Origin of the sequence: Flavobacterium sp. ZB4R12 (assembly GCF_048276375.1) — a bacterium.
GTDB lineage: Bacteria > Bacteroidota > Bacteroidia > Flavobacteriales > Flavobacteriaceae > Flavobacterium > Flavobacterium gawalongense.
In genome coordinates, this window is record NZ_JBLNKS010000003.1 from 151519 (window position 1) to 171067 (window position 19549).

Below are 19549 nucleotides of genomic sequence, written 5' to 3' on the forward strand. Positions count from 1 at the left end.
TTGTCAAAGTTTAAAACTTTGACAAAGGGTAATACTAAACCTGTTCATTTTATTTGAGCAGGTTTTTTTTATGAATTATTTTCTGCTAATTCTTCAAAGTCCTTTTTTGATTATAAAATCAAAACGAAGTTTAAATATTTTTGTAAATTTATAATTGAAAATTTGACCCTAAAAATAATATTATGACAAAGCAAATATGGCTTAATTTGCCGGTAAAAGAGGTGGCGAAATCAAAAGAGTTTTTCGCTAAAATAGGTTTTTCTTTTAATGAACAATACGCTACTCCGCAATCAACATGTCTGTCAGTTGGAGCTACTAATTTTGCGGTCATGCTTTTTGAGGAATCGATGTTTGAAGGTTTTGTGCAAAATAAAATTACAGATACTAAGTCAAGCTCAGAAATTCTAATTTCTATTGATGCAGAAAGTAGAGAAGAAGTGGATGAATTCGCAAAGAAAGTAGAAGAAGCCGGAGGTACAGTTTTCGACAAACCAGCCGAAATTCAAGGTTGGATGTACGGTTGTGGCTTTGCGGACTTAGACGGACATCGCTGGAATATGTTATATATGGATTTTAGTAAAGTACCAAAACAGTAGGTTGCAAGTTAATCTAAAAAAACACAAAATGACAACACTGGAATTTAAAATCGAGATAAATGCTCCAAAAGAAAAAGTTTGGAACGTTTTATGGAATGAAGAAACATACAAACAATGGACATCCGTTTTTTGTGAAGGGAGTTATGCAGTAAGCGATTGGAAAGAAGGCAGTAAAATTCATTTTTTATCTCCAAACGGGGACGGAATGAACAGCATTATTTACAAGAAAATGGATAATGAATACATCGCTTTTAAACATTTGAGTGAAATCAAAAACTTTCAGGAAATGCCTGTTGATGATGCTACTCAAGAATGGGCAGGCGCTATGGAAACGTACCGATTAACAGAAAATAATGGTCTGACTGTTTTAGAAGCTAAAATGGATTCAGTCGAAAAATATGTCGATTATTTCAAAACGACATTGCCAAAAGGCTTAGATTTGGTAAAGAAACTTTCAGAGGAAAAATAAAATATTTAATCTTAAAATAGAATTATGGCATCAATTAATCCGTACTTAGTTTTTAATGGAAACTGCGAAGAGGCATTCCTATTTTATAAATCTGTATTTGGTGGGGAGTTCCCTTATATTGGAAAATTTAAAGACATGCCACCGGCAGAAGGGAATCCCGTGCTTTCTGAAGCAGAGGGAAATAAAATTATGCATGTTACTTTGCCAATCGGTGATGGATCAATCCTGATGGGAAGCGACAGTAATTCGGCAAGTGGAGAAGTTGCTTTTGGACAAAACGTTTCACTTTCAATCAATGCTAAGAGTAAAGAAGAAGCAGATAAATTGTTTAACGGACTTTCGGCAGGAGGAACGGTAACCATGCCAATGAATCAAACCTTTTGGGGCGCTTATTTTGGAATGTTTGTAGATAAATTTGGAATCAATTGGATGGTGAATTTTGATGAAAATGAAAAATAATTATCGTTAAAACAAATTTTAGTTTGCTCTGGGATTGCATTCTTTATGCGAAGCGATCTTAACGGATGCGATGTTTGAATTGCGAAGTTCTGATGCTACAATAGTAGAAATCAACGTGGATTATGTAAAAAAAACCTTGAATAAAATTTATTGAAGCGATTGGAGATTGCATCTTAAAGTTTTAAGAAAAATACCTTTGTCAAAGTTTAAAACTTTGACAAAGGGTAATACTAAACCTGTTCATTTATTGGAGCAGTTTTTTTTTTTGTAGCTAATGATTAATTTAGAGAATTAAAAATGACATAAGAAATTCAAACTTCCATTTTCTCTTTGTGAAAAAACACGGGATATTCTTTTTTATAAGCAATAGATTGCCGATTTTTGCCTTTTGAAAATCAATATTAATAAAAATGGCAGTAGAAGATAAAGAGATTATTTTGTTAAAAGTTTCTGGTCAGGATAAACCTGGAGTAACAGCTGGTTTAACATCCATATTAGCGACTTATGATGCCATTATTTTAGATATTGGTCAAGCCGATATTCATGATACGCTGTCTTTGGGGATTTTATTTGAAATACAAGCAGGGTCAAGTTCGGCGCCTGTTTTGAAAGATTTATTGTTCAAAGCCTATGAATTGGGGATTAAGGTTAACTTTAGTCCAATTTCTATTCCGGATTACGAAATTTGGGTAAAAGCACAACGCAAACAACGCTATATCATCAATGTTTTGGGAGAAACGTTGACAGCTGTACAATTGGCGGCTGTGACCAAAATAATGTCGGACCAAAATTTGAATATAGATTCTATAATAAGATTAACCGGTAGAATTTCTGTGGTTGAAAAAGAAGAATATCCTCGTTCTTGCGTACAATTATCGGTAACGGGTAATATTGTGGATAAAACGTCGATGACTGCCAGTTTTATGGAAATTTCGAGAACTTTAGATGTAGATATCTCTTTTCAAGAAGATAATATGTATAGAAGAAACAGACGTTTGGTGTGTTTTGATATGGATTCTACCTTAATTCAAACCGAAGTAATTGATGAATTAGCTGAATTAGCGGGTGTAGGTAAGCAAGTAAGAGCCATTACTGAATCGGCTATGAATGGCGAAATTGATTTTAGTGAAAGTTTTAAACAACGTATGGCTTTGTTAGAAGGCTTAAGTGAAGATGTGCTACAAACAGTCGCTGAAAATCTGCCCATAACACAAGGAGCACATCGCTTGATGAAGGCCTTAAAATATTACGGATATAAAACCGCTATTTTATCAGGAGGATTTACCTACTTTGGTAATTATTTACAAAAGGAATTAGGGATTGATTACGTTCACGCTAATGAATTGGAGATTAAAGACGGTAAATTGACAGGTAAATATTTGGGTGAAATTGTTGATGGACAAAAGAAAGCTGAATATCTAAAAGCTATTGCGGAAAAAGAAGGTATAAATATCAATCAAACCATTGCTGTGGGTGATGGTGCAAATGATTTACCTATGTTGAATCTGGCCGGTTTAGGAATTGCTTTTCATGCCAAACCAACAGTCAAAGAAAATGCAGCTACTTCAATCTCTAGCCTGGGTCTCGACGGTGTTTTATACCTATTAGGCTACCACGACAGGCATATTGATATGATGGATGAGGAGTAAATAGTGCAAATGGTAATACAAAAAGAGGCTGTCTAAAATTACTTTTCGGACAGTCTTTTTTTATACCTTAATGGTAGATACTTTTTCAGGATTTTCCAATGTTTGTTTTTCGGGAGATTTACAAATTCCTCTGGCTCCGCAACGCATTCTGTGTGGTCCGCAGGAACTCAGAAAAACTAGCGTTATCAAGATGTAGAAGGTGTTTTTCATCTTCCTGTTTTTTTATACTGTTTGAAACTGCATGCTTTTCAATTGTTCCAGATAATCTCTTTGGTTTGATAATCTTGGGATTTTATGTTGTCCACCCAGTTTGTTTTTTCCTTTTAACCAGTCATAAAACAAATTTTTTCGGGCTACATTAATTACTAACGGATTTAACGTCATGTTATTGTACCGTTTCGCTTCGTAATCAGAATTTAGGGATTGTATGGATTCATCCAATGCTTTTTGAAATTGGGATACATCAGCAGGATTGTCTTTAAATTCAATCATCCATTCGTGAGCGCCTTTTTCTTTTCCATTCATAAATACAGGAGCAACGGTATATTCAACGACTTCCATTTGAGTCATTTTACAGGCTTTGGCAATAGCCTGATCCGTATTTTCGACCATTAATTCTTCTCCAAAAACATTAATGTGATGTTTGGTTCTACCCGTAACCCGAATTCGATATGGATTCAATGAGGTGAAACGAACCGTGTCTCCTATCAAATAACGCCATAAACCGGAATTTGTAGTAATCACTAATGCATAATTTTTGAAAAGCTCCACATCTGCTAAACGAATTATTTTTTGATCTGGTGTTCCAAAAGTATCCATTGGGATAAATTCATAGAAAATTCCATAATCCAGCATCAATAATAAATCGCTCGAATTATTGAGGTCTTGAATAGCAAAAAAACCTTCGGAGGCATTGTATATTTCGTAATATTTAAAATCTTTTTTGGGTAGTATTTTTTTATATTGGTCTCGATAGGGTTCAAAATTTACACCGCCGTGAAAGTACACTTCCAAATTAGGCCAAATTTCCAATAAATTTCCTTTTCCGGTTTCCTCCAGCATTTTATTCATTAAAACTAACATCCACGAAGGAACTCCTGCAAAACTGGTTACATTTTCGTTTTTTGTTTCATTTATAATAGCAGTAATTTTTGTTTCCCATTCACTCATTAGTGAAATTTTATTGCTTGGCGTACTGCTGAATTCAGCCCAAATGGGCATGTTTTCGATTAATATCGCAGATAAATCTCCAAAAAAAGTATTGTTATCCTCATATATTTGAGAGCTTCCGCCAAGACGTAGACTTTTTCCAAGAAATAGTTCGGAGTCTTCGTTGTTATTTAAATACAAACACAACAAATCCTTACTTCCTTTATAATGGCAATCTTCCAGCGCTTCGTTGCTTACCGGAATAAATTTACTTTTGGCATTCGTGGTACCGCTTGATTTAGCAAACCATTTTATGGGTGCTTCCCAAAAAACATTCTGTTCACCTTTACGAGTTCTTTCAATCAATGGTTGTAATTCTTCGTAAGTCGAGATAGGAATTCTCTCTGCGAAGGTGACATAAGAATTTATCGAAGCATAATCATATTGCTTGCCCAAAGCAGTATTTTTGGATAGCTGAATTAGATTCATAAGCAATTCTTCCTGAACTTCATTTGGATATTTAAGGAAAAGTTCGATCTGATGGATTCGTTGTTTCAGAACCCATGAGGCAAACGAATTGATTATGGTTAGTGGCATTTTTAAATTATGAATTATGAATTACGAGTTATAACTTTACCAAAAATAACAAAATTTGTTTAACTTGAAACGTTAATCCGAAACTTTAAATAGAATGACTTACGAAGGTGTACTAGCAAAAATGCAAACTGAATTTGGAAACCCAATTCAATATTATCTGGTTTTTGAGAATAGTTTTTTGAATGTGAATCAGTTGTTGAATAAAAATATCGAAATTAATTTTGTCGGATATCAATGTTTGAATTGCGGAAAGAAGAAAAAAATATTCCGACAAGGATTTTGCTATGATTGTTTTTATTCCAGTCCGGCAGTTGGAGATTGGATTATGAAACCCGAATTAAGTACCGCTCATCTTGGAATTCAGGATAGAGATTTGGTTTATGAAGAAAAGGTTCAGTTGCAGCCGCATATTGTGTACTTAGCTTTGTCTAGTGAAGTAAAAGTGGGAGTGACCAGAAAAACACAAGTGCCAACTCGTTGGATAGATCAAGGCGCAACACAAGCCATTTCTATTGTGGAAGTTCCGAATCGGTATTTAGCCGGAATTACCGAAGTTGCTTTGAAAAATCACTATGCCGATAAAACCAATTGGCGAAAAATGTTGACCAACAACATAGAACAAATTGATTTAGTTGCTGAAAGATTGAAAGCAGAAAATTTAATTCCGACAGAAGTTCAGGAATATTTCTATTTGCAAAAGAATGACTTATACGAGATGCATTATCCCGTTTTACAATATCCAAATAAAGTAAATAGTTTGAGTTTAGATAAAACACCACAGTTTCAAGGAAAACTTACCGGAATAAAAGGACAATATCTGCTTTTTGATGACGGAACGGTTTTCAATATAAGAGGTTCCGAAGGATATGTGGTTAAGATTAATGTATAAAAAGAAAGCCTAAAAGGATTTGAAACTTTTAGGCTTTCTTAGTCTGGAAAACAGTTTAAGGTGTTGTCTTAGGTTCTTCCACTTTTTTCTTTTTGTTAAACAAGCCATTTAATAAATCAGCGGCTTTTGTTTTCACTGCAGTTGTAGTTTCTTCCTTGGTTGTAGGAGTAGTGGTTTTTGTGGTATCGCTTGGTTTCTTATTTTTATTGATATAATCAGTTAAAGCCGAAGTTCCTTGTTTTTCCAATCGTTCTTTTTGTTGTTTTACTAATTGAGTAGTCAGATTGTTAACAGCACTTTTTATATCAGTTGTGATTTTTGGATTAGTAAAGTTTCCGGTTAAAATGGCATTTATAGGGAGATTTTCCAATTTTGCAGCATCAGCTGGAGATAATTTTGCAATTAGTGCATTCGCTTCTGAACCAAGGTATTTAGTGGGAACATCAAATTTGATATTGTAATTCATACTTTGGTCAAAACCATGAGAACCGCCAATTGTTGCTTTAATGTTTTGGTATTTGATGTTAAATGGTTTTACATTCACTTTTCCGTCCTTGAAGGTCACCGCTGCTTTTAAATCATTCAGATTGATTTTGCTTACATCGATGAACTTCAAGTTGGAACCCAATGCAGTCAGCAAAGTCGAATTACTGGAGTTTATAGTGGTTGAAAGCAGTTGTCCCAATAAATCTCCCGTAAGTGTTTTCAAGTCAGGAGTTAGTTCTGTTGCATCAAGATTTCCGTTTAATTTGATGGTTGAATTCAATTTTCCATTAATGATTCCGGCTATTGGCGCAATTTTTTTCAACATGTCGAGTTGTGTAAAAGACTGTGCAATATCCACTTGATTTAAATTTAAATCCATATTGAAAACGGGCGTTTTTCCTTTTGTGGAAACAGCTCCGTTTACTCCAATTGTTCCGCCAAAAATAGAGGTTTTTACATTTTGCAAAGTCACTTTTTGGTCTTTCACAATCAGTTTTCCCGAAACGTCTTTCAGTATTAAATTATCATATAATACCGTATTCGCTTTTGCGGTTAGCGTACAATTTAAGAAAGCAGGAATCTTCATGGCTTCCGCTTTTTTAGTTTGCGTTTTAGTGGCTTCCCCGGTTGTCATAAAATCATCTACGGCCAATTGATTTGAATTCATGTTGAAATTTCCTTTCAATTCTTGGTTTCTAAACATAAAACCGTAAAAATTCTCTAAAACTCCCGTTACACTAATGTCACTTTTTCCAGTGGTCGCATTTAGTTGTTTCAAATTGACTTGACTTGGATTAAACTGAACTAAGGCAGTGCTAATATTCATCGTTTTACCATTTTCATCCACATAGTTGAAACCGGACAAACTCATTGTTCCCGCATTGTTAATGTTCTCGTATTGATTTTTCTCCACGGATTGCATGTCAAATTTAGTGGTCACATCTGCTTTTAAAATCCCGGATAGCGGCTTGTCTAACTTTATAGGATAAGCTTTGGAAAGATTGGCCAAGTTGATAGTTCCTTTTAAAGCTGCATCGACGATTGCATTTTGTGTAATGTTTCTAATGTTGGCTTTGGCATTGAAAACATCCTGATCTATTTTGAAGGACAATTTGTCTAAGTTGACATAAGTATCGTTCAGAATCCCTGTTTCATTTATGATTTTAGTATCAATAATGATATTTTGTACCGATTTTGGTAAGTTAGGATATTGAAATGAAGCATTGTTTGAAGCAATTTCAATATTAAATTTGGGAACGGTTGTATCCGAATACAATCCTTTTGCAAAACCTACAACGGTAAAATCGCCGGTTGTTTTTACGTCATTTAAGCTGGCGACATAAGCTGCCGGAATAACACCCAAGAAATTTTTGAAGGAGGAAGTGGGAGTTTTAAATTTTAAATCGTATTCCTGACCCGCTTCAACCATTTGAATAAATCCATCAAATTCTAGTGGCAATTGATTGATTAACGCTTTGTTTTGTTTGAAAGTGTATTTACTTTTTTCTAAATCAATGCCTAAAACTGCATCTAAAGTCAAAGCGATATCTTTCATATAATTGACTTTATCCATGTCGAGAGATACTTTTGCAGTTGACTTGGTAACCAAATCCAGTTTTTTTGCTGCAAAATCTCCAGTTCCTTCATGATTTAAGCTGTCGATTACCATTTTGATTTTTGATTTTTCGTCAAAGTAGCGGAACTTGAAATTCTCGATTTTATAATCTTGGATTTTTAATGACAACGGACTGCTTTTTCCATCGTCTTTGGTTTTGTCATCTTTCAAAGCAATGTCATAATTTCCTATTCCGTCTTTATTGAAGATGATATTGATTAATCCATTTTTAGATGTGATACCTTCAATATTCATAGCTTTATTTTTGCCTTTAAAAAGTTCTTTGATGGACATTTTTAAATTTAATTCACCTAATGAAATTAAAGTATCTCCTTCAAAAGGGGCTTTGTTTATAATGACTAATTTATCCAGCGTTACATTCGCATTTGGAAAATTTTTGAATAAACTTAAATCGGCATCTGCAAAAGAGACTTTGGCATCTACTTTTTCATTGATAGCTTCTGTAATTTTGGCTTTTATTTGGTCTTTAAATAAATAAGGAGCTGCAAATAAAGTTCCTACGAGTAGGATAATCAGAATTCCAATGATTTTTAAAATTTTCTTTATCATAATTTAATTTCTTTAGATTCTATAAACGGAGCAAAAATGGTGCCTTGTATTTTTTTAAAAAAATAGTGTTTTTATAATGTAGTGGTTTTCTGAGTGTTTTTTATAAACAATAATTTAACTTTATAGGATAAAAAAATCCGTTTAATCAATTGATTAAACGGATTTTTTAGTGAACTATGATTGTATTCTAATGGATATTAATTTCAAAAGGCATCATTGCTTGAGTTCCTGTCTGCGCTTGCAATCTTTTTATTCCTTCCATGATTTTATAGTTTTCTGCACCTATTTCTTCTTTAATAAACGTTTCTTTGGATTTTGCAAATGGTAGACGGGCTAAAACATCATTAAAATCTTTTTCGTATTCAGGATAGTTTTGAGTACTGTATGTTTTAGTTTTTGCCAAAGCAGCAGCTTCATGTATAGCATCATCCAAGCCGCCAATTTTATCTACAAGCCCAATTTTTAAAGCTTCGGAACCAGCCCAAACTCTTCCTTGTGCGATAGCATCGACTTGTGCAAATGTCATTTTTCGTCCTTCGGCAACGTGAGTAACAAAAGTTTTGTAGATTTTTTCAACCTCTTCCAGAGTAACTGCTTTTAATTTTTGATCCAATGGAACAAAAGGGCTATATTTTGCAGCGTTTTCATGAGTTTTTACTTGCTCTACATTTATCCCGATTTTTTTTATCAATTGACTAAAATTAGGCAATATTCCAAAAACACCAATAGAACCTGTAATGGTATTGTTTTCCGCAAAAATTTTATTCGCGTTACATGCAATATAATACCCGCCTGAAGCTGCATAATTACCCATAGAAACGACCACAGGTTTTACTTTTTTAGTTAATTCAATTTCTCTCCAAATCAAATCTGAAGTCAAAGCATTTCCGCCCGGACTGTTAATTCTAAGCACAATTGCTTTTACATTCTTATCTTTTCTGGCTTCCTGAAGTGAACGGCGCATAGAGCCTTCGCCAATAACGTTTACATCACCTTCACCGCTATGAATTTCACCTTGAGCATATATGATGGCAATTTTGTCATTAGCATCAGTAATTTTTGAAGTAGTAGCTACTTTTTTGGCATAATCCAAAATAGTTATTTTATTATAATCTTCGTCTTTGGCTACTTTTAACAGGTTTTTAATTGCATTATGATACACATCTTCGTAGGCCACAATATCAACTAATCCTTGTTTTTTTGCCATCTCAGGAGTTCTGGCTAGAAGCCCGTTTGCAATTTCGTTTAGTTTTGCTATTGATACGTTTCTGCTTTTAGAAATATCGGTTGTAACGGAGTTCCACACGGCATTCAATAATGCTGAGATTTGTTCTCTATTAGCATCACTCATTTTGTTTTCTAAAAAAGGTTCTACGGCACTTTTGTATTTTCCGTGGCGTATCACCTCCATTTTTACTCCAGATTTTTCCTGAAAATCTTTAAAAAACATAATTTCTGAAGACAATCCTTTAAAATCCATTTCTCCAACCGGGTTCAAATAAATGGGATTAGCAACGGAGTTTAAATAATATTCTTTTTGCGAATATGAATTGGCATAAGCCATTACAAATTTTCCTGATTTTTTAAAGCTTTCTAATGCATCTCGTAATGCTTTGCTTTGTGCCATTCCCAGTGAAGAATCGGTATTCAAAATCGAGATTCCTTTGATGTCATCGTCAGTTTTTGCTTCTTCAATTGCATTGATAATGTCAGAAAGACCTATGTTTTTGCCATCGGAAAATAACTCCATCCAAGGGTCTTTGTATTTACCGGCGTAGTCGTTTTTTATGTTTTCTAAGTCCAGTTCGATAACTGAATTGTTCTTTACGGTTACACCTTCGGATTCGCCTCCAAAAATGGCTCCAATAATTAGTATCCCAAAAAAGAATAACATAAAAAAGATGAAAATACCTATAATGGTTGCCAACACATTTCCTAAAAACTTCATAATTGTATTTTTTTAATAAGTCTAAAAAGAGGTTGAATTGTTACAGATTTAATTTTGTAAAATCTAAATTTAGTTATCAACACTCTTTGCAAAGATACTTCTATTCTAAAATTCTTTTAGTTAATTTGTGCTTAATATGAAATCACAACATCAAGTTATTTTAGCGATAGGAAGTAACCAAGGAAACCGATTGGAAAACATCGAGCGTTGCTTGCAATTGATACACCAAGAAGTGGGAACGGTAATCAAAGTTTCAAAACTATATGAAACGCCGTCTTGGGGTTTTGACAGTAGTGCATTTTATAATTGCGCATTGGTAATTCACACTTTTAGCTCGGCAAATAAAATTCTGTCTCAGGTTTTGAAAATTGAAAAAAGATTGGGGCGTATTCGCAGTGAAGAATTAGGATACCAATCTCGAATTATAGACATTGACTTAATCACTTTCGATTCAGCAATTATTAATTCTGAAAAACTCCAAATTCCTCATCCATTAATGCAAAACAGAAAATTTGTTTTGTTGCCAATACAAGATTTGAATTTAGACTGGAAGCATCCTGTTTTAAAAAAAACAATTTCGGAGTTGCTTGAAGCCTCTCCGGATCAAAGCATTTGTGAAGTTGTACAAGATTTAGAAAATCCTCTTCAAAGTATTGCTTTGGAGCAATTTAATTATGTCGCTTTTGAGGGGAATATTGGAGCAGGAAAGACAACTTTGACTATGAAAATTGCTGAGGATTTTAATGCTAAAACCGTATTGGAACGTTTTGCAGACAATCCTTTTTTACCTAAATTTTATAAAGATCAAAACCGTTATGCGTTTCCATTGGAAATGTCATTTCTCGCCGACAGATACCAGCAATTATCAGATGATTTAGCGCAATTTGATTTATTTAAAGATTTTTTAGTGGCTGATTATCATATTTTTAAATCTTTAATTTTTGCCAAAATAACACTCGCTGAAGACGAATACCGTTTGTATCGAAATTTGTTTGATATCATTTATAGAGAAATGTCAAAACCGGATTTGTATATCTATTTATATCAAAATTCAGAGCGTTTGTTGCAAAATATAAAGAAACGCGGTAGAAGCTACGAACAAAAAATCCCGGCAGAATATTTAGATAAAATTAATAACGGTTACCTTGATTACATTAAATCACAAACGGAACTGAATGTTCTGATTATTGATGTCTCTAATCGGGATTTTGTAAAAAACCAGGAAGATTATCTGTATGTTTTAAATGAAATTCAGCAGAAAATCAGGTAATTTACAAAACTATCTTTTAAGTGAAAAATGACCTCTTACTTCGGGTTTGGTATTGTCTATTTTTAAGATATACCAATAATCGGATGCGGGCAATAGATTTTTATTCAATGTTCCGTCCCAAGTTAGTTTTGATGCATTTAATTGGGTAATCATTTTTCCATATCGGTCAAATATGGTCACTTCAGCTTCAGGGTAATTAATTAATCCTTTTACTTCCCAAAAATCATTATAAGTATCGTTGTTTGGGGTGAAAAATTTAGGAATAATAAGAACAATAAAATTTTCTGTATCATAACTGCAGTAATTTATTTCTCTTACATAAGCAGTTTGCAATCCACTTGGCACATTAAAAAACACATTTGAACTTTGGTAATTGATTCCGTCAACGGAATATTCAAAATAAATCTCAGGATTTTTTATATAGATTACAACGGTAGTTTCATTGACGTCAATACGATCTATTTCGGGGGTGTTGTGTTCAATAACAGTGATTTTTTTTGTACTAGTGCAGTTTTCGGGAGCTGGGCTTGTTACATTTATAGTATAGGTTCCTAGCGTAGAAACGACAATTTTTTGAGTTGTTTCACCAGTGGACCATAAATAAGTCATATTAGGAATTTGTGCATCAAGTGTTAGTGTACTGGATTTGCATAGTGTTAATTCCTGATCCATAACAACTGGTGGAGTATAAACATTAACTTCAACCGAAATCCGATTACCATTAGTGCATCCGTTATTTATGGCTTCTCCGTAAAATGTTGTGTTTTGAGTAACATTGGGTAGAGTCAGACTTGTCCCAGTTCCTATGATAGTGCTGCCGGTTAGACTAGAATACCAGTTTATATTTCCAGTCGAAGCGATTGCTTCTAGTGTTACGGTTCCTGCTCCACATCTGGAAACGGGGGAATTGGTAGCTATTATAGTTGGAATTGTGTATATGGTTGCTGTAACTGCAGTTCTTGATGTTGTGCATCCGGCATCAACATAATAAGTTGTTGTGGCTGTTAATAATGGTGTTGTATAAGTGTTTCCAGTTGTTAATGAAGTTCCACCACTTGCCGCACCATACCAGTTTACGCTACCATTAGAAGCGGTTGCTTGAAGCGTAACTGTGCCTGAATCACATCTTGAAGCTGGTGTAGTAGAAGTAATTTGAGGAATTATTATAGTTGTACTAGCTGAAATTTGAAGATTTTCAACATCATTTGGCACCATTCCGCCATATTCTACAATATATCCCTTTGATTGATAATCTCCAGTTGAATCTCCATTTAATTGCAGATCGTTCCATGATCCTGGAATTCCAGATACTCCAGGTGCTTTAACGTGTGCATAATGTTCATTACCATTACTGTTGTTTGGTTCACCAGCATTCCAATTTGTATAAGACATTACCATTCCTGTCTCCGGTCCTGTAGCCCATTTCCAGACGCCTTCTGTTTCGGTATCACTGCCTCCAATCCAGCCGTTTCCAGCCGCCTGAGCTCCTGCCAATTGGGCTTCATCAGCCGCTGTCAGAGTGGCTAAATAACCTTTTAACCCATAATAAATCTTTGTTTCCGTAGCTAATTTTGCTTCTGTCCAACTGATTCCTGGGTTATAAATATATTCGTAAAAATGTTTGTTTCTAGGTAAATAATTTGCTTGTCCTATTGTGATTGAGAAATTTCGAATGCCTGAAGGAGAAGCTGATGAATTACTAAATTCAACTTCTTTTATGGCATTTACAAAGTCGCTATATAAAACATCTGCTCCTGTTGGACTGGATAATTTTAATTTTCCTGAGGCAATATCCCAACTTGAAATAATTGTTGGATGAGAACCAGTAAGTGTTAATTGATCCTGTCCATTTACATAACCTGAAGAAATTTGAATATAAATGGCATCAGTACTAGGTTCAATTGGATCGTTTGCTATTGTTATATTTTCTACAATTTTTATTGAAGAACCGGGGCAATATATTTGATTTCCAGTAGCTTTAATTACGGGCGGTGTAATAGCTATGGCAAACTTGTTTTTAGTTTCCGAATGAAACAATAAATAAATAACTTGATTAGGTGCTGTTATGGTGTCTTTTTTTATAGGATAAAATAGAATTGTTGCGTAAGTCACATTCGAAATAAATAAAAAAGCTAAAGTTATTTTCAAAAAATGATAAATTCTCATGCGATAAAAGTATTGCTATTCTTATTTTAAAAAAAAATTATTTTGGCCAGTTTAATTTTTGAAACAAATCCCAGACTACAATGCCTGCACTTACTGAGATATTTAAAGAATGTTTGGTTCCTAATTGTGGAATTTCGATACAGCCATCGCACAATGCAACTGCTTCTTGAGAAACGCCATACACTTCGTTTCCAAAAACTAAAGCATATTTTTTCTCCTTTTCAACTTCAAAATTTTGAAGAAAAACAGCGCTTTCTACTTGTTCAATAGCAAGTGTGGTAATATTTTCTTTTTTTAATTTTTCAATAACTTCAAGAACGTTTTCATTATGTTCCCAAGCTACGGTTTCAGTTGCGCCAAGTGCTGTTTTATGAATTTCTTTGTTTGGAGGTGTTGCAGTGATACCGCACAAATATATTTTTTCTATTAAAAAAGCATCGGCAGTTCTAAATACGGAACCAATATTATGCAAACTACGAATATCATCTAACACCAAAATGAGGGGTGTTTTTTCGGATTCTTTAAAAGCGTCAATGGATTTTCTTTCGAGTTCGCTGTTTTCCAGTTTTCTCATGTTTTTTTAGGTTTGTTTTAATAAAAAAAGCTTCCGAAATTAGGGAAGCTTTTTTGTTATAATTAATTTAGAATTTAGCTCTTTGCGTTATCTGCTAAAACAGTTCCTTTTATTGTAAGTACTTTAGTAGGTTGTCCTTCAGCATTTGAAGTAATTGTTACCGTTTTTGTAAATGCACCAACTCTATCAGTAGCGTATTTTACACCAATAACTCCTCTTGCGCCAGGTGCAATTGGTTCTTTTGGGCTCGTTGGTACTGTGCAACCACAAGAACCTTGGGCATTTGTAATAATTAATGGTTTGGTACCATTATTAGTAAAAACAAACTCACGTTTTCCATCTGCATTATGTGCAATAGTCCCGTAATCAATAACTTCGTTTACAAAAACCATTCCAGCGCCACTTACTTTAGTAGTTGTAGCTTTTTTTTTTGTAACCTTTGATGTTTCTTGTGCATTAGAAGCTGTAACCCCTAATACTAATAATAACGCTAGTGTAACTATTTTTTTCATGTCAGTTTTAATTTAAGAATTAAACACAAATCTATAGAAAAAATAGAAATTACATCTTAAATTTTCCTTAAAAATATTTTAATTTTTGAAGTGATAGTTATTCGCTATAAAATATATAAATTCGCTGACACATTTTTAAATATAAAATAACTTGGCATCTAAAGATAAAACGGTTAAGGAAACGCCATTAATGAAGCAGTACAACGAGATCAAAAGGAAATATCCTGATGCGTGTTTGTTGTTTCGAGTAGGAGATTTTTATGAAACTTTTGGAGAGGATGCTGTAAGGGCTTCAAAAATTTTAGGAATTGTATTAACCAAACGTGGAGCAGGTTCTGAGACCGAAACAGCTCTTGCAGGTTTTCCGCATCATTCTTTGAATACCTATTTGCCAAAACTGGTCAAAGCAGGGCTTCGAGTGGCGATTTGCGATCAACTCGAAGATCCAAAAATGACAAAAACGATTGTGAAACGGGGTGTTACTGAACTTGTAACTCCGGGTGTTTCTATGAACGATGAGGTTTTACAATCTAAAACCAATAATTTTTTAGCTTCTGTTTTCTTTGCAAATAAATCAATAGGGATTTCGTTCTTGGATGTTTCAACAGGAGAATTTTTAACAGCGCAAGGGAATGCAGAATATATTGATAAGTTGTTACAGAATTTTAATCCAAGTGAGGTTCTGATTCCAAAAAATAATAAAAATGATTTTCGAGAAATTTTCGGGGATGACTATCATAGCTTTTATCTGGAAGACTGGATTTACAAAGAAGATTATGCATTCGAAACCTTAACCAAGCATTTTCAAACTATTTCCTTGAAAGGATTTGGAATCGAAGAATTGAAAGAAGGAATTATTGCTTCGGGAGCCATTTTGTATTATTTATCCGAAACGCAACACAATAGAGTTCAACATATCACCGCAATTCAGCGTATCGCCGAAGATGCTTACGTTTGGATGGATCGATTTACGATTCGTAACTTGGAATTGTACCATAGTTATAATCCAAATGCGGTTACGCTTCTCGATGTTATTGACAAAACGCTTTCGCCAATGGGCGGACGATTGTTAAAACGATGGTTGGCGCTTCCTTTGAAAGACAGTACTAAAATAAAAAGCCGTCATCAGGTAGTTTCTTACTTGAAAGACAATCAAGACGTTTTAAAAAATATTCAAAAGCAAATCAAACAGATTTCGGATTTAGAACGTTTGATTTCGAAAATTGCTGCCGGAAAAGTATCGCCTCGGGAAGTAGTTTATTTGAAAGAATCATTGGATGCTATTATTCCAATAAAAACGCTGGCCTTGGAAAGTCCGCAAGAGGCAGTAAAAGTGATTGGTGACAGTTTGCATAGCTGCGAATTATTGCGGGAAAAAATAAAAACGGTTTTAAATCAGGATGCTCCCGTGGCTATTGCCAAAGGAAATGCTATTGCTAAAGGAATCAATGCAGAATTAGATGATCTGCGAGCAATATCAACTTCTGGTAAAGAATTTTTGGAAGGAATTGAAAAACGGGAATCACAATTGACAGGTATTTCTTCTTTGAAAATATCTTTTAATAATGTTTTTGGATATTACATCGAAGTTAGAAACTTGCATAAAGATAAAGTTCCTTCGGAATGGATTCGAAAGCAAACCTTGGTCAATGCGGAACGTTATATTACTGAGGAATTAAAAGAATATGAAACCAAAATCCTTGGTGCCGAAGAAAAAATTCATAAAATAGAAGTAGAGTTATTCGAACAATTAGTCAGTTGGATTGCCACTTATATCAAACCGGTTCAAATGAATGCTAATTTGGTTGCACAACTGGATTGTTTGTGCTCTTTCACTCAATTGGCTATCGAAAATAAATATGTTTGTCCAGAATTAGACGAGACATTCGAACTGGAAATTAAAAACGGAAGACATCCTGTTATCGAAAAACAACTGCCGGTTGGTATGCCTTATATTGCCAATGATGTTTTCTTGGATAGAGAAACGCAACAGTTGATAATGATTACTGGACCCAATATGTCCGGTAAATCGGCTATTTTGCGTCAAACTGCTTTAATTGTACTCTTGGCTCAAATGGGAAGTTTTGTTCCCGCAGATAGCGTGAGAATGGGTATTATTGATAAAATATTCACAAGAGTAGGAGCTAGCGATAATATTTCGATGGGTGAATCCACTTTTATGGTCGAAATGAATGAAACAGCTTCCATTTTGAATAATATTTCTGATAGGAGTTTAGTGCTCTTAGATGAAATTGGGAGAGGAACCAGCACGTATGATGGGATTTCAATCGCATGGGCTATTGCAGAGTTCTTACACGAACATCCTTCTAAGCCTAAAACATTATTTGCAACGCATTATCATGAGTTGAATGAAATGAGTGAATCACTGTCTAGAATTCAGAATTATAATGTGGCTGTCAAAGAATTGAAAGATACGGTGCTTTTCATTCGAAAACTGGTAAAAGGCGGAAGTGCGCATAGTTTTGGAATACACGTGGCGAAAATGGCTGGAATGCCACAAATCGTAATTCTGAAAGCACAAAAGCTTTTGAAAAAATTAGAAAAGAATCATTCTAGCGATGCGCTGAACGGAATAAAAGCTGCGAAAGACGAAATGCAAATGAGTTTTTTCAATCTGGATGATCCTTTGTTAGAAGAAATCAAAGAAGAGATTATTAGTTTGGATATAAATACCATTACGCCTATGGAAGCATTGATGAAACTTAATGAGATTAAAAGAATGTTGACCAGAAAATAATTTATTTTGTTTTAAAGTTTACGTTATCAGAAAGTTAACTTTTATCTGTGATTTTTTTATAAAAAAGGCTTGTTTAATTCAATAAATGTCCTAAATTTGCATCCGCAATACAGAACAAGTATCGCGGTTCTTTTTAAGAATTGATAATGCGAAAATAGCTCAGTTGGTAGAGCGCGACCTTGCCAAGGTCGAGGTCGCGGGTTCGAGCCCCGTTTTTCGCTCCAACACCACATAATGCTCGGATGGTGAAATTGGTAGACACGCTGGACTTAAAATCCAGTGAACAGCAATGTTCGTGCGGGTTCAAGTCCCGCTCTGAGTACTAAAAAAGCTTCAAACTATGTTTGGAGCTTTTTTTTATTAAACAATTTTTTTAAATGTATTTTATTTATATAATTTATTCTAAAAAATTAGACAGGTATTATGTAGAAACTACAGATGATGTCGAAAAAAGATTGGGAGAGCATAATTCCGGATTTTATAGCGAAGTGTTTACAGTAAAAGGAGCTCCTTGGGAATTGAATTTAAGTTTCGAGTGTGAATCGAGTGGAAAAGCTTATGGATTAGAGAAGTTTTTGAAAAGAATGAAGTCTAGAATTTTTTTGGAGAAAGTGATAGTTAACCTGGATATCTTATTAGATATTCAAAATAAATTATAATATACGGGTTCAACTCCGAAGCTTCGGAGCCGCTCTGAGTACTAAAAAAGCTTCAAACTATGTTTGGAGCTTTTTTTATTTTAAAATAAATCCATTTAGATTTTTATAGTGTTAATTACAAGTACTTAAAAGTGCAGTGCTTTTAGTGTTTATGTAATTTAAAAATATAATCATTTCAGTTTTAACTTTAATGATGCAATTCATTTCAAGGTATAGTATGGGAGCTTTTGTAATAAGTAAAAGATATAATGAAGAGTATAAATTTGTTTTTACTTCAAGAAAGGGGAAAATTATTTTTACAAGTTTAAGTTATGAACTTAAGTTTGAATGTGAAGAAGATATTGAAAAGTTAAAAGCAGGTATTGGATCGGCTGACTTTTTAAAGTTTAAGTCTTCCAATGGGAAGTACTTTTTTAAATTGATGTTAGGAGGTAATCATTTTGCAACAAGTAGAAAATACACCACTTCATTAAGACTTCAAAAAGGAATTGATGAAATTGTACGATATGGATCAATGTCGGAAACATTAGATTTCTCTGCAAATGATTTCGTTTTCAGTGATTAAGATTGAAAAAAACTGATTTGTATAAAAAAAGAGAGCAATTGTACCTACCTACAATTGCTCTCTTTTTTTTATTTGTAATTCCGTTTCTTGAAAGATGGGGATGTTATAAATTAAAAAAGCCATCTCGCATAGCGGATGGCTTTAAAATTTTTAGAATTTAAATTCTAATTATTTTTTTGCAGCTTCAGTAGCAGTAGCAGCAGCATCAGTAGCAACAGCAGCAGCAGAATCAACAACAACAGCAGCAGAATCAACTACAGCAGCAGCAGAATCAACAACAGCAGCAGCAGAATCAACTACAGCAGCAGCGTCCTCAGCAGGAGCATCAGCTTTTTTACATGATACAACAGTCAAAACAGCAACAACAGCTAAACTTAAAAATACTTTTTTCATCTTAATTTAATATAAAAGGTTAATTATTAATTCGTGGCAAAGATATAAATTTTTTAATATGTAAAATATTTTTTTATTTTTTTTTTAAAAAAATAATATTTAAGTCCAACATTCTCATTTGCAACAACTATTATGCCACAAGAACAATTATGTAAAAAATATAGTGCAAATTTAATGGATAATACTCTTACAGACTTTTTAAGTAATCCGATTTTAACTAATAGT

17 protein-coding genes, 2 tRNA genes and 1 pseudogene are annotated in these 19549 nt (G+C 33.9%); 12 read left to right on the forward strand and 8 right to left on the reverse strand.

All coding sequences use genetic code 11. From position 1 onward, the window contains the following. Positions 1-182: 182 nt before the first annotated feature. The 5 genes and pseudogenes from ACNO7W_RS03180 (at position 183) to serB (ending at position 3173) form a co-directional block, all read left to right on the forward strand. The gene (locus ACNO7W_RS03180; protein WP_143386035.1) at positions 183-596 is read left to right on the forward strand and encodes a VOC family protein; all 414 of its coding nucleotides are present in this window, start codon (positions 183-185) and stop codon (positions 594-596) included. A 28-nt stretch (positions 597-624) separates the two neighbouring features. Further along, positions 625-1065 (forward strand): SRPBCC family protein, encoded by a 441-nt coding sequence (locus ACNO7W_RS03185; RefSeq protein WP_417936995.1) that lies wholly within the window; start codon positions 625-627, stop codon positions 1063-1065. Between the two features lie 24 nt (positions 1066-1089). Then, positions 1090-1524, forward strand: a complete 435-nt coding sequence (locus ACNO7W_RS03190) for a VOC family protein (protein WP_417936996.1) — start codon at positions 1090-1092, stop codon at positions 1522-1524. 25 nt (positions 1525-1549) lie between these two features. Continuing rightward, a pseudogene (locus ACNO7W_RS03195) lies at positions 1550-1701 on the forward strand (ATP-dependent Clp protease ATP-binding subunit ClpX); the annotation flags it as partial. Positions 1702-1934: 233 nt separating this feature from the next. Continuing rightward, the gene (gene serB / locus ACNO7W_RS03200) at positions 1935-3173 is read left to right on the forward strand and encodes a phosphoserine phosphatase SerB (RefSeq protein WP_417936997.1); all 1239 of its coding nucleotides are present in this window, start codon (positions 1935-1937) and stop codon (positions 3171-3173) included. Between the two features lie 60 nt (positions 3174-3233). Here serB and ACNO7W_RS03205 read toward each other — a convergent pair whose 3' ends face one another. Together ACNO7W_RS03205 and ACNO7W_RS03210 are read right to left on the reverse strand one after the other, a co-directional pair. Further along, positions 3234-3383, reverse strand: coding sequence for a hypothetical protein (locus tag ACNO7W_RS03205; protein WP_185963065.1), 150 nt, complete (start codon positions 3381-3383; stop codon positions 3234-3236). Positions 3384-3395: 12 nt separating this feature from the next. Continuing rightward, positions 3396-4919 (reverse strand): GH3 auxin-responsive promoter family protein, encoded by a 1524-nt coding sequence (locus tag ACNO7W_RS03210; protein WP_417936998.1) that lies wholly within the window; start codon positions 4917-4919, stop codon positions 3396-3398. Positions 4920-5013: 94 nt separating this feature from the next. Between ACNO7W_RS03210 and ACNO7W_RS03215 the strand changes: the two genes are divergently transcribed. Further along, a complete protein-coding gene (locus ACNO7W_RS03215; protein WP_417936999.1) occupies positions 5014-5808 on the forward strand; it encodes a DUF2797 domain-containing protein in 795 nt (264 codons plus the stop codon). 55 nt (positions 5809-5863) lie between these two features. Here the strand turns inward: ACNO7W_RS03215 and ACNO7W_RS03220 are convergent, their stop codons facing one another. After that, positions 5864-8479, reverse strand: a complete 2616-nt coding sequence (locus tag ACNO7W_RS03220; RefSeq protein ID WP_417937000.1) for an AsmA-like C-terminal region-containing protein — start codon at positions 8477-8479, stop codon at positions 5864-5866. Positions 8480-8666: 187 nt separating this feature from the next. Next, the gene (sppA, locus tag ACNO7W_RS03225) at positions 8667-10427 is read right to left on the reverse strand and encodes a signal peptide peptidase SppA (protein WP_417937001.1); all 1761 of its coding nucleotides are present in this window, start codon (positions 10425-10427) and stop codon (positions 8667-8669) included. Positions 10428-10563: 136 nt separating this feature from the next. Here sppA and folK point away from each other — a divergent pair, with 136 nt between their 5' ends. Beyond that, on the forward strand, positions 10564-11697 hold the full coding sequence (gene folK, locus ACNO7W_RS03230) for a 2-amino-4-hydroxy-6-hydroxymethyldihydropteridine diphosphokinase (protein WP_417937002.1): 1134 nt from the start codon (positions 10564-10566) through the stop codon (positions 11695-11697). Positions 11698-11706: 9 nt separating this feature from the next. Here folK and ACNO7W_RS03235 read toward each other — a convergent pair whose 3' ends face one another. From ACNO7W_RS03235 to ACNO7W_RS03245, 3 genes are all read right to left on the reverse strand, one after another. Next, complete coding sequence (locus tag ACNO7W_RS03235; protein ID WP_417937003.1) at positions 11707-13845, reverse strand: T9SS type B sorting domain-containing protein; 2139 nt, start codon at positions 13843-13845, stop codon at positions 11707-11709. Between the two features lie 55 nt (positions 13846-13900). Beyond that, positions 13901-14437: an RNA methyltransferase gene (locus ACNO7W_RS03240; RefSeq protein WP_417937004.1), complete on the reverse strand. Its 537-nt coding sequence runs from the start codon at positions 14435-14437 to the stop codon at positions 13901-13903. A 74-nt stretch (positions 14438-14511) separates the two neighbouring features. After that, positions 14512-14949, reverse strand: a complete 438-nt coding sequence (locus tag ACNO7W_RS03245; RefSeq protein ID WP_417937005.1) for a DUF1573 domain-containing protein — start codon at positions 14947-14949, stop codon at positions 14512-14514. A gap of 151 nt (positions 14950-15100) precedes the next feature. On the opposite strand from ACNO7W_RS03245, the gene mutS reads away from it, so the two are divergent. From mutS to ACNO7W_RS03270, 5 genes are all read left to right on the forward strand, one after another. Next, positions 15101-17707: a DNA mismatch repair protein MutS gene (gene mutS / locus ACNO7W_RS03250; RefSeq protein ID WP_417937006.1), complete on the forward strand. Its 2607-nt coding sequence runs from the start codon at positions 15101-15103 to the stop codon at positions 17705-17707. 148 nt (positions 17708-17855) lie between these two features. Next, positions 17856-17931 (forward strand) — tRNA-Gly (locus ACNO7W_RS03255). 12 nt (positions 17932-17943) lie between these two features. Further along, a tRNA-Leu gene (locus tag ACNO7W_RS03260) sits at positions 17944-18029 on the forward strand. 55 nt (positions 18030-18084) lie between these two features. Beyond that, on the forward strand, positions 18085-18366 hold the full coding sequence (locus ACNO7W_RS03265; protein WP_417937007.1) for a GIY-YIG nuclease family protein: 282 nt from the start codon (positions 18085-18087) through the stop codon (positions 18364-18366). Positions 18367-18583: 217 nt separating this feature from the next. Next, positions 18584-18931, forward strand: coding sequence for a DUF1508 domain-containing protein (locus ACNO7W_RS03270; protein WP_143386069.1), 348 nt, complete (start codon positions 18584-18586; stop codon positions 18929-18931). 168 nt (positions 18932-19099) lie between these two features. Here ACNO7W_RS03270 and ACNO7W_RS03275 read toward each other — a convergent pair whose 3' ends face one another. Next, positions 19100-19324, reverse strand: a complete 225-nt coding sequence (locus ACNO7W_RS03275) for a hypothetical protein (RefSeq protein WP_143386047.1) — start codon at positions 19322-19324, stop codon at positions 19100-19102. Between the last annotated feature and the right edge of the window lie 225 nt (positions 19325-19549).

What these genes read in the sequence shown, in the direction of transcription:
- ACNO7W_RS03270 (WP_143386069.1), top strand. Translation starts at nt 18,584, where the DNA reads ATGGGAGCTTTTGTAATAAGTAAAAGATATAATGAAGAGTATAAATTT.
- serB (WP_417936997.1), top strand. Translation starts at nt 1,935, where the DNA reads ATGGCAGTAGAAGATAAAGAGATTATTTTGTTAAAAGTTTCTGGTCAG.
- ACNO7W_RS03205 (WP_185963065.1), bottom strand. Translation starts at nt 3,383, where the DNA reads ATGAAAAACACCTTCTACATCTTGATAACGCTAGTTTTTCTGAGTTCC.
- ACNO7W_RS03240 (WP_417937004.1), bottom strand. Translation starts at nt 14,437, where the DNA reads ATGAGAAAACTGGAAAACAGCGAACTCGAAAGAAAATCCATTGACGCT.
- folK (WP_417937002.1), top strand. Translation starts at nt 10,564, where the DNA reads ATGAAATCACAACATCAAGTTATTTTAGCGATAGGAAGTAACCAAGGA.
- ACNO7W_RS03210 (WP_417936998.1), bottom strand. Translation starts at nt 4,919, where the DNA reads ATGCCACTAACCATAATCAATTCGTTTGCCTCATGGGTTCTGAAACAA.
- ACNO7W_RS03180 (WP_143386035.1), top strand. Translation starts at nt 183, where the DNA reads ATGACAAAGCAAATATGGCTTAATTTGCCGGTAAAAGAGGTGGCGAAA.
- sppA (WP_417937001.1), bottom strand. Translation starts at nt 10,427, where the DNA reads ATGAAGTTTTTAGGAAATGTGTTGGCAACCATTATAGGTATTTTCATC.
- ACNO7W_RS03275 (WP_143386047.1), bottom strand. Translation starts at nt 19,324, where the DNA reads ATGAAAAAAGTATTTTTAAGTTTAGCTGTTGTTGCTGTTTTGACTGTT.
- ACNO7W_RS03265 (WP_417937007.1), top strand. Translation starts at nt 18,085, where the DNA reads ATGTATTTTATTTATATAATTTATTCTAAAAAATTAGACAGGTATTAT.
- ACNO7W_RS03215 (WP_417936999.1), top strand. Translation starts at nt 5,014, where the DNA reads ATGACTTACGAAGGTGTACTAGCAAAAATGCAAACTGAATTTGGAAAC.
- ACNO7W_RS03245 (WP_417937005.1), bottom strand. Translation starts at nt 14,949, where the DNA reads ATGAAAAAAATAGTTACACTAGCGTTATTATTAGTATTAGGGGTTACA.
- ACNO7W_RS03220 (WP_417937000.1), bottom strand. Translation starts at nt 8,479, where the DNA reads ATGATAAAGAAAATTTTAAAAATCATTGGAATTCTGATTATCCTACTC.
- ACNO7W_RS03185 (WP_417936995.1), top strand. Translation starts at nt 625, where the DNA reads ATGACAACACTGGAATTTAAAATCGAGATAAATGCTCCAAAAGAAAAA.
- ACNO7W_RS03190 (WP_417936996.1), top strand. Translation starts at nt 1,090, where the DNA reads ATGGCATCAATTAATCCGTACTTAGTTTTTAATGGAAACTGCGAAGAG.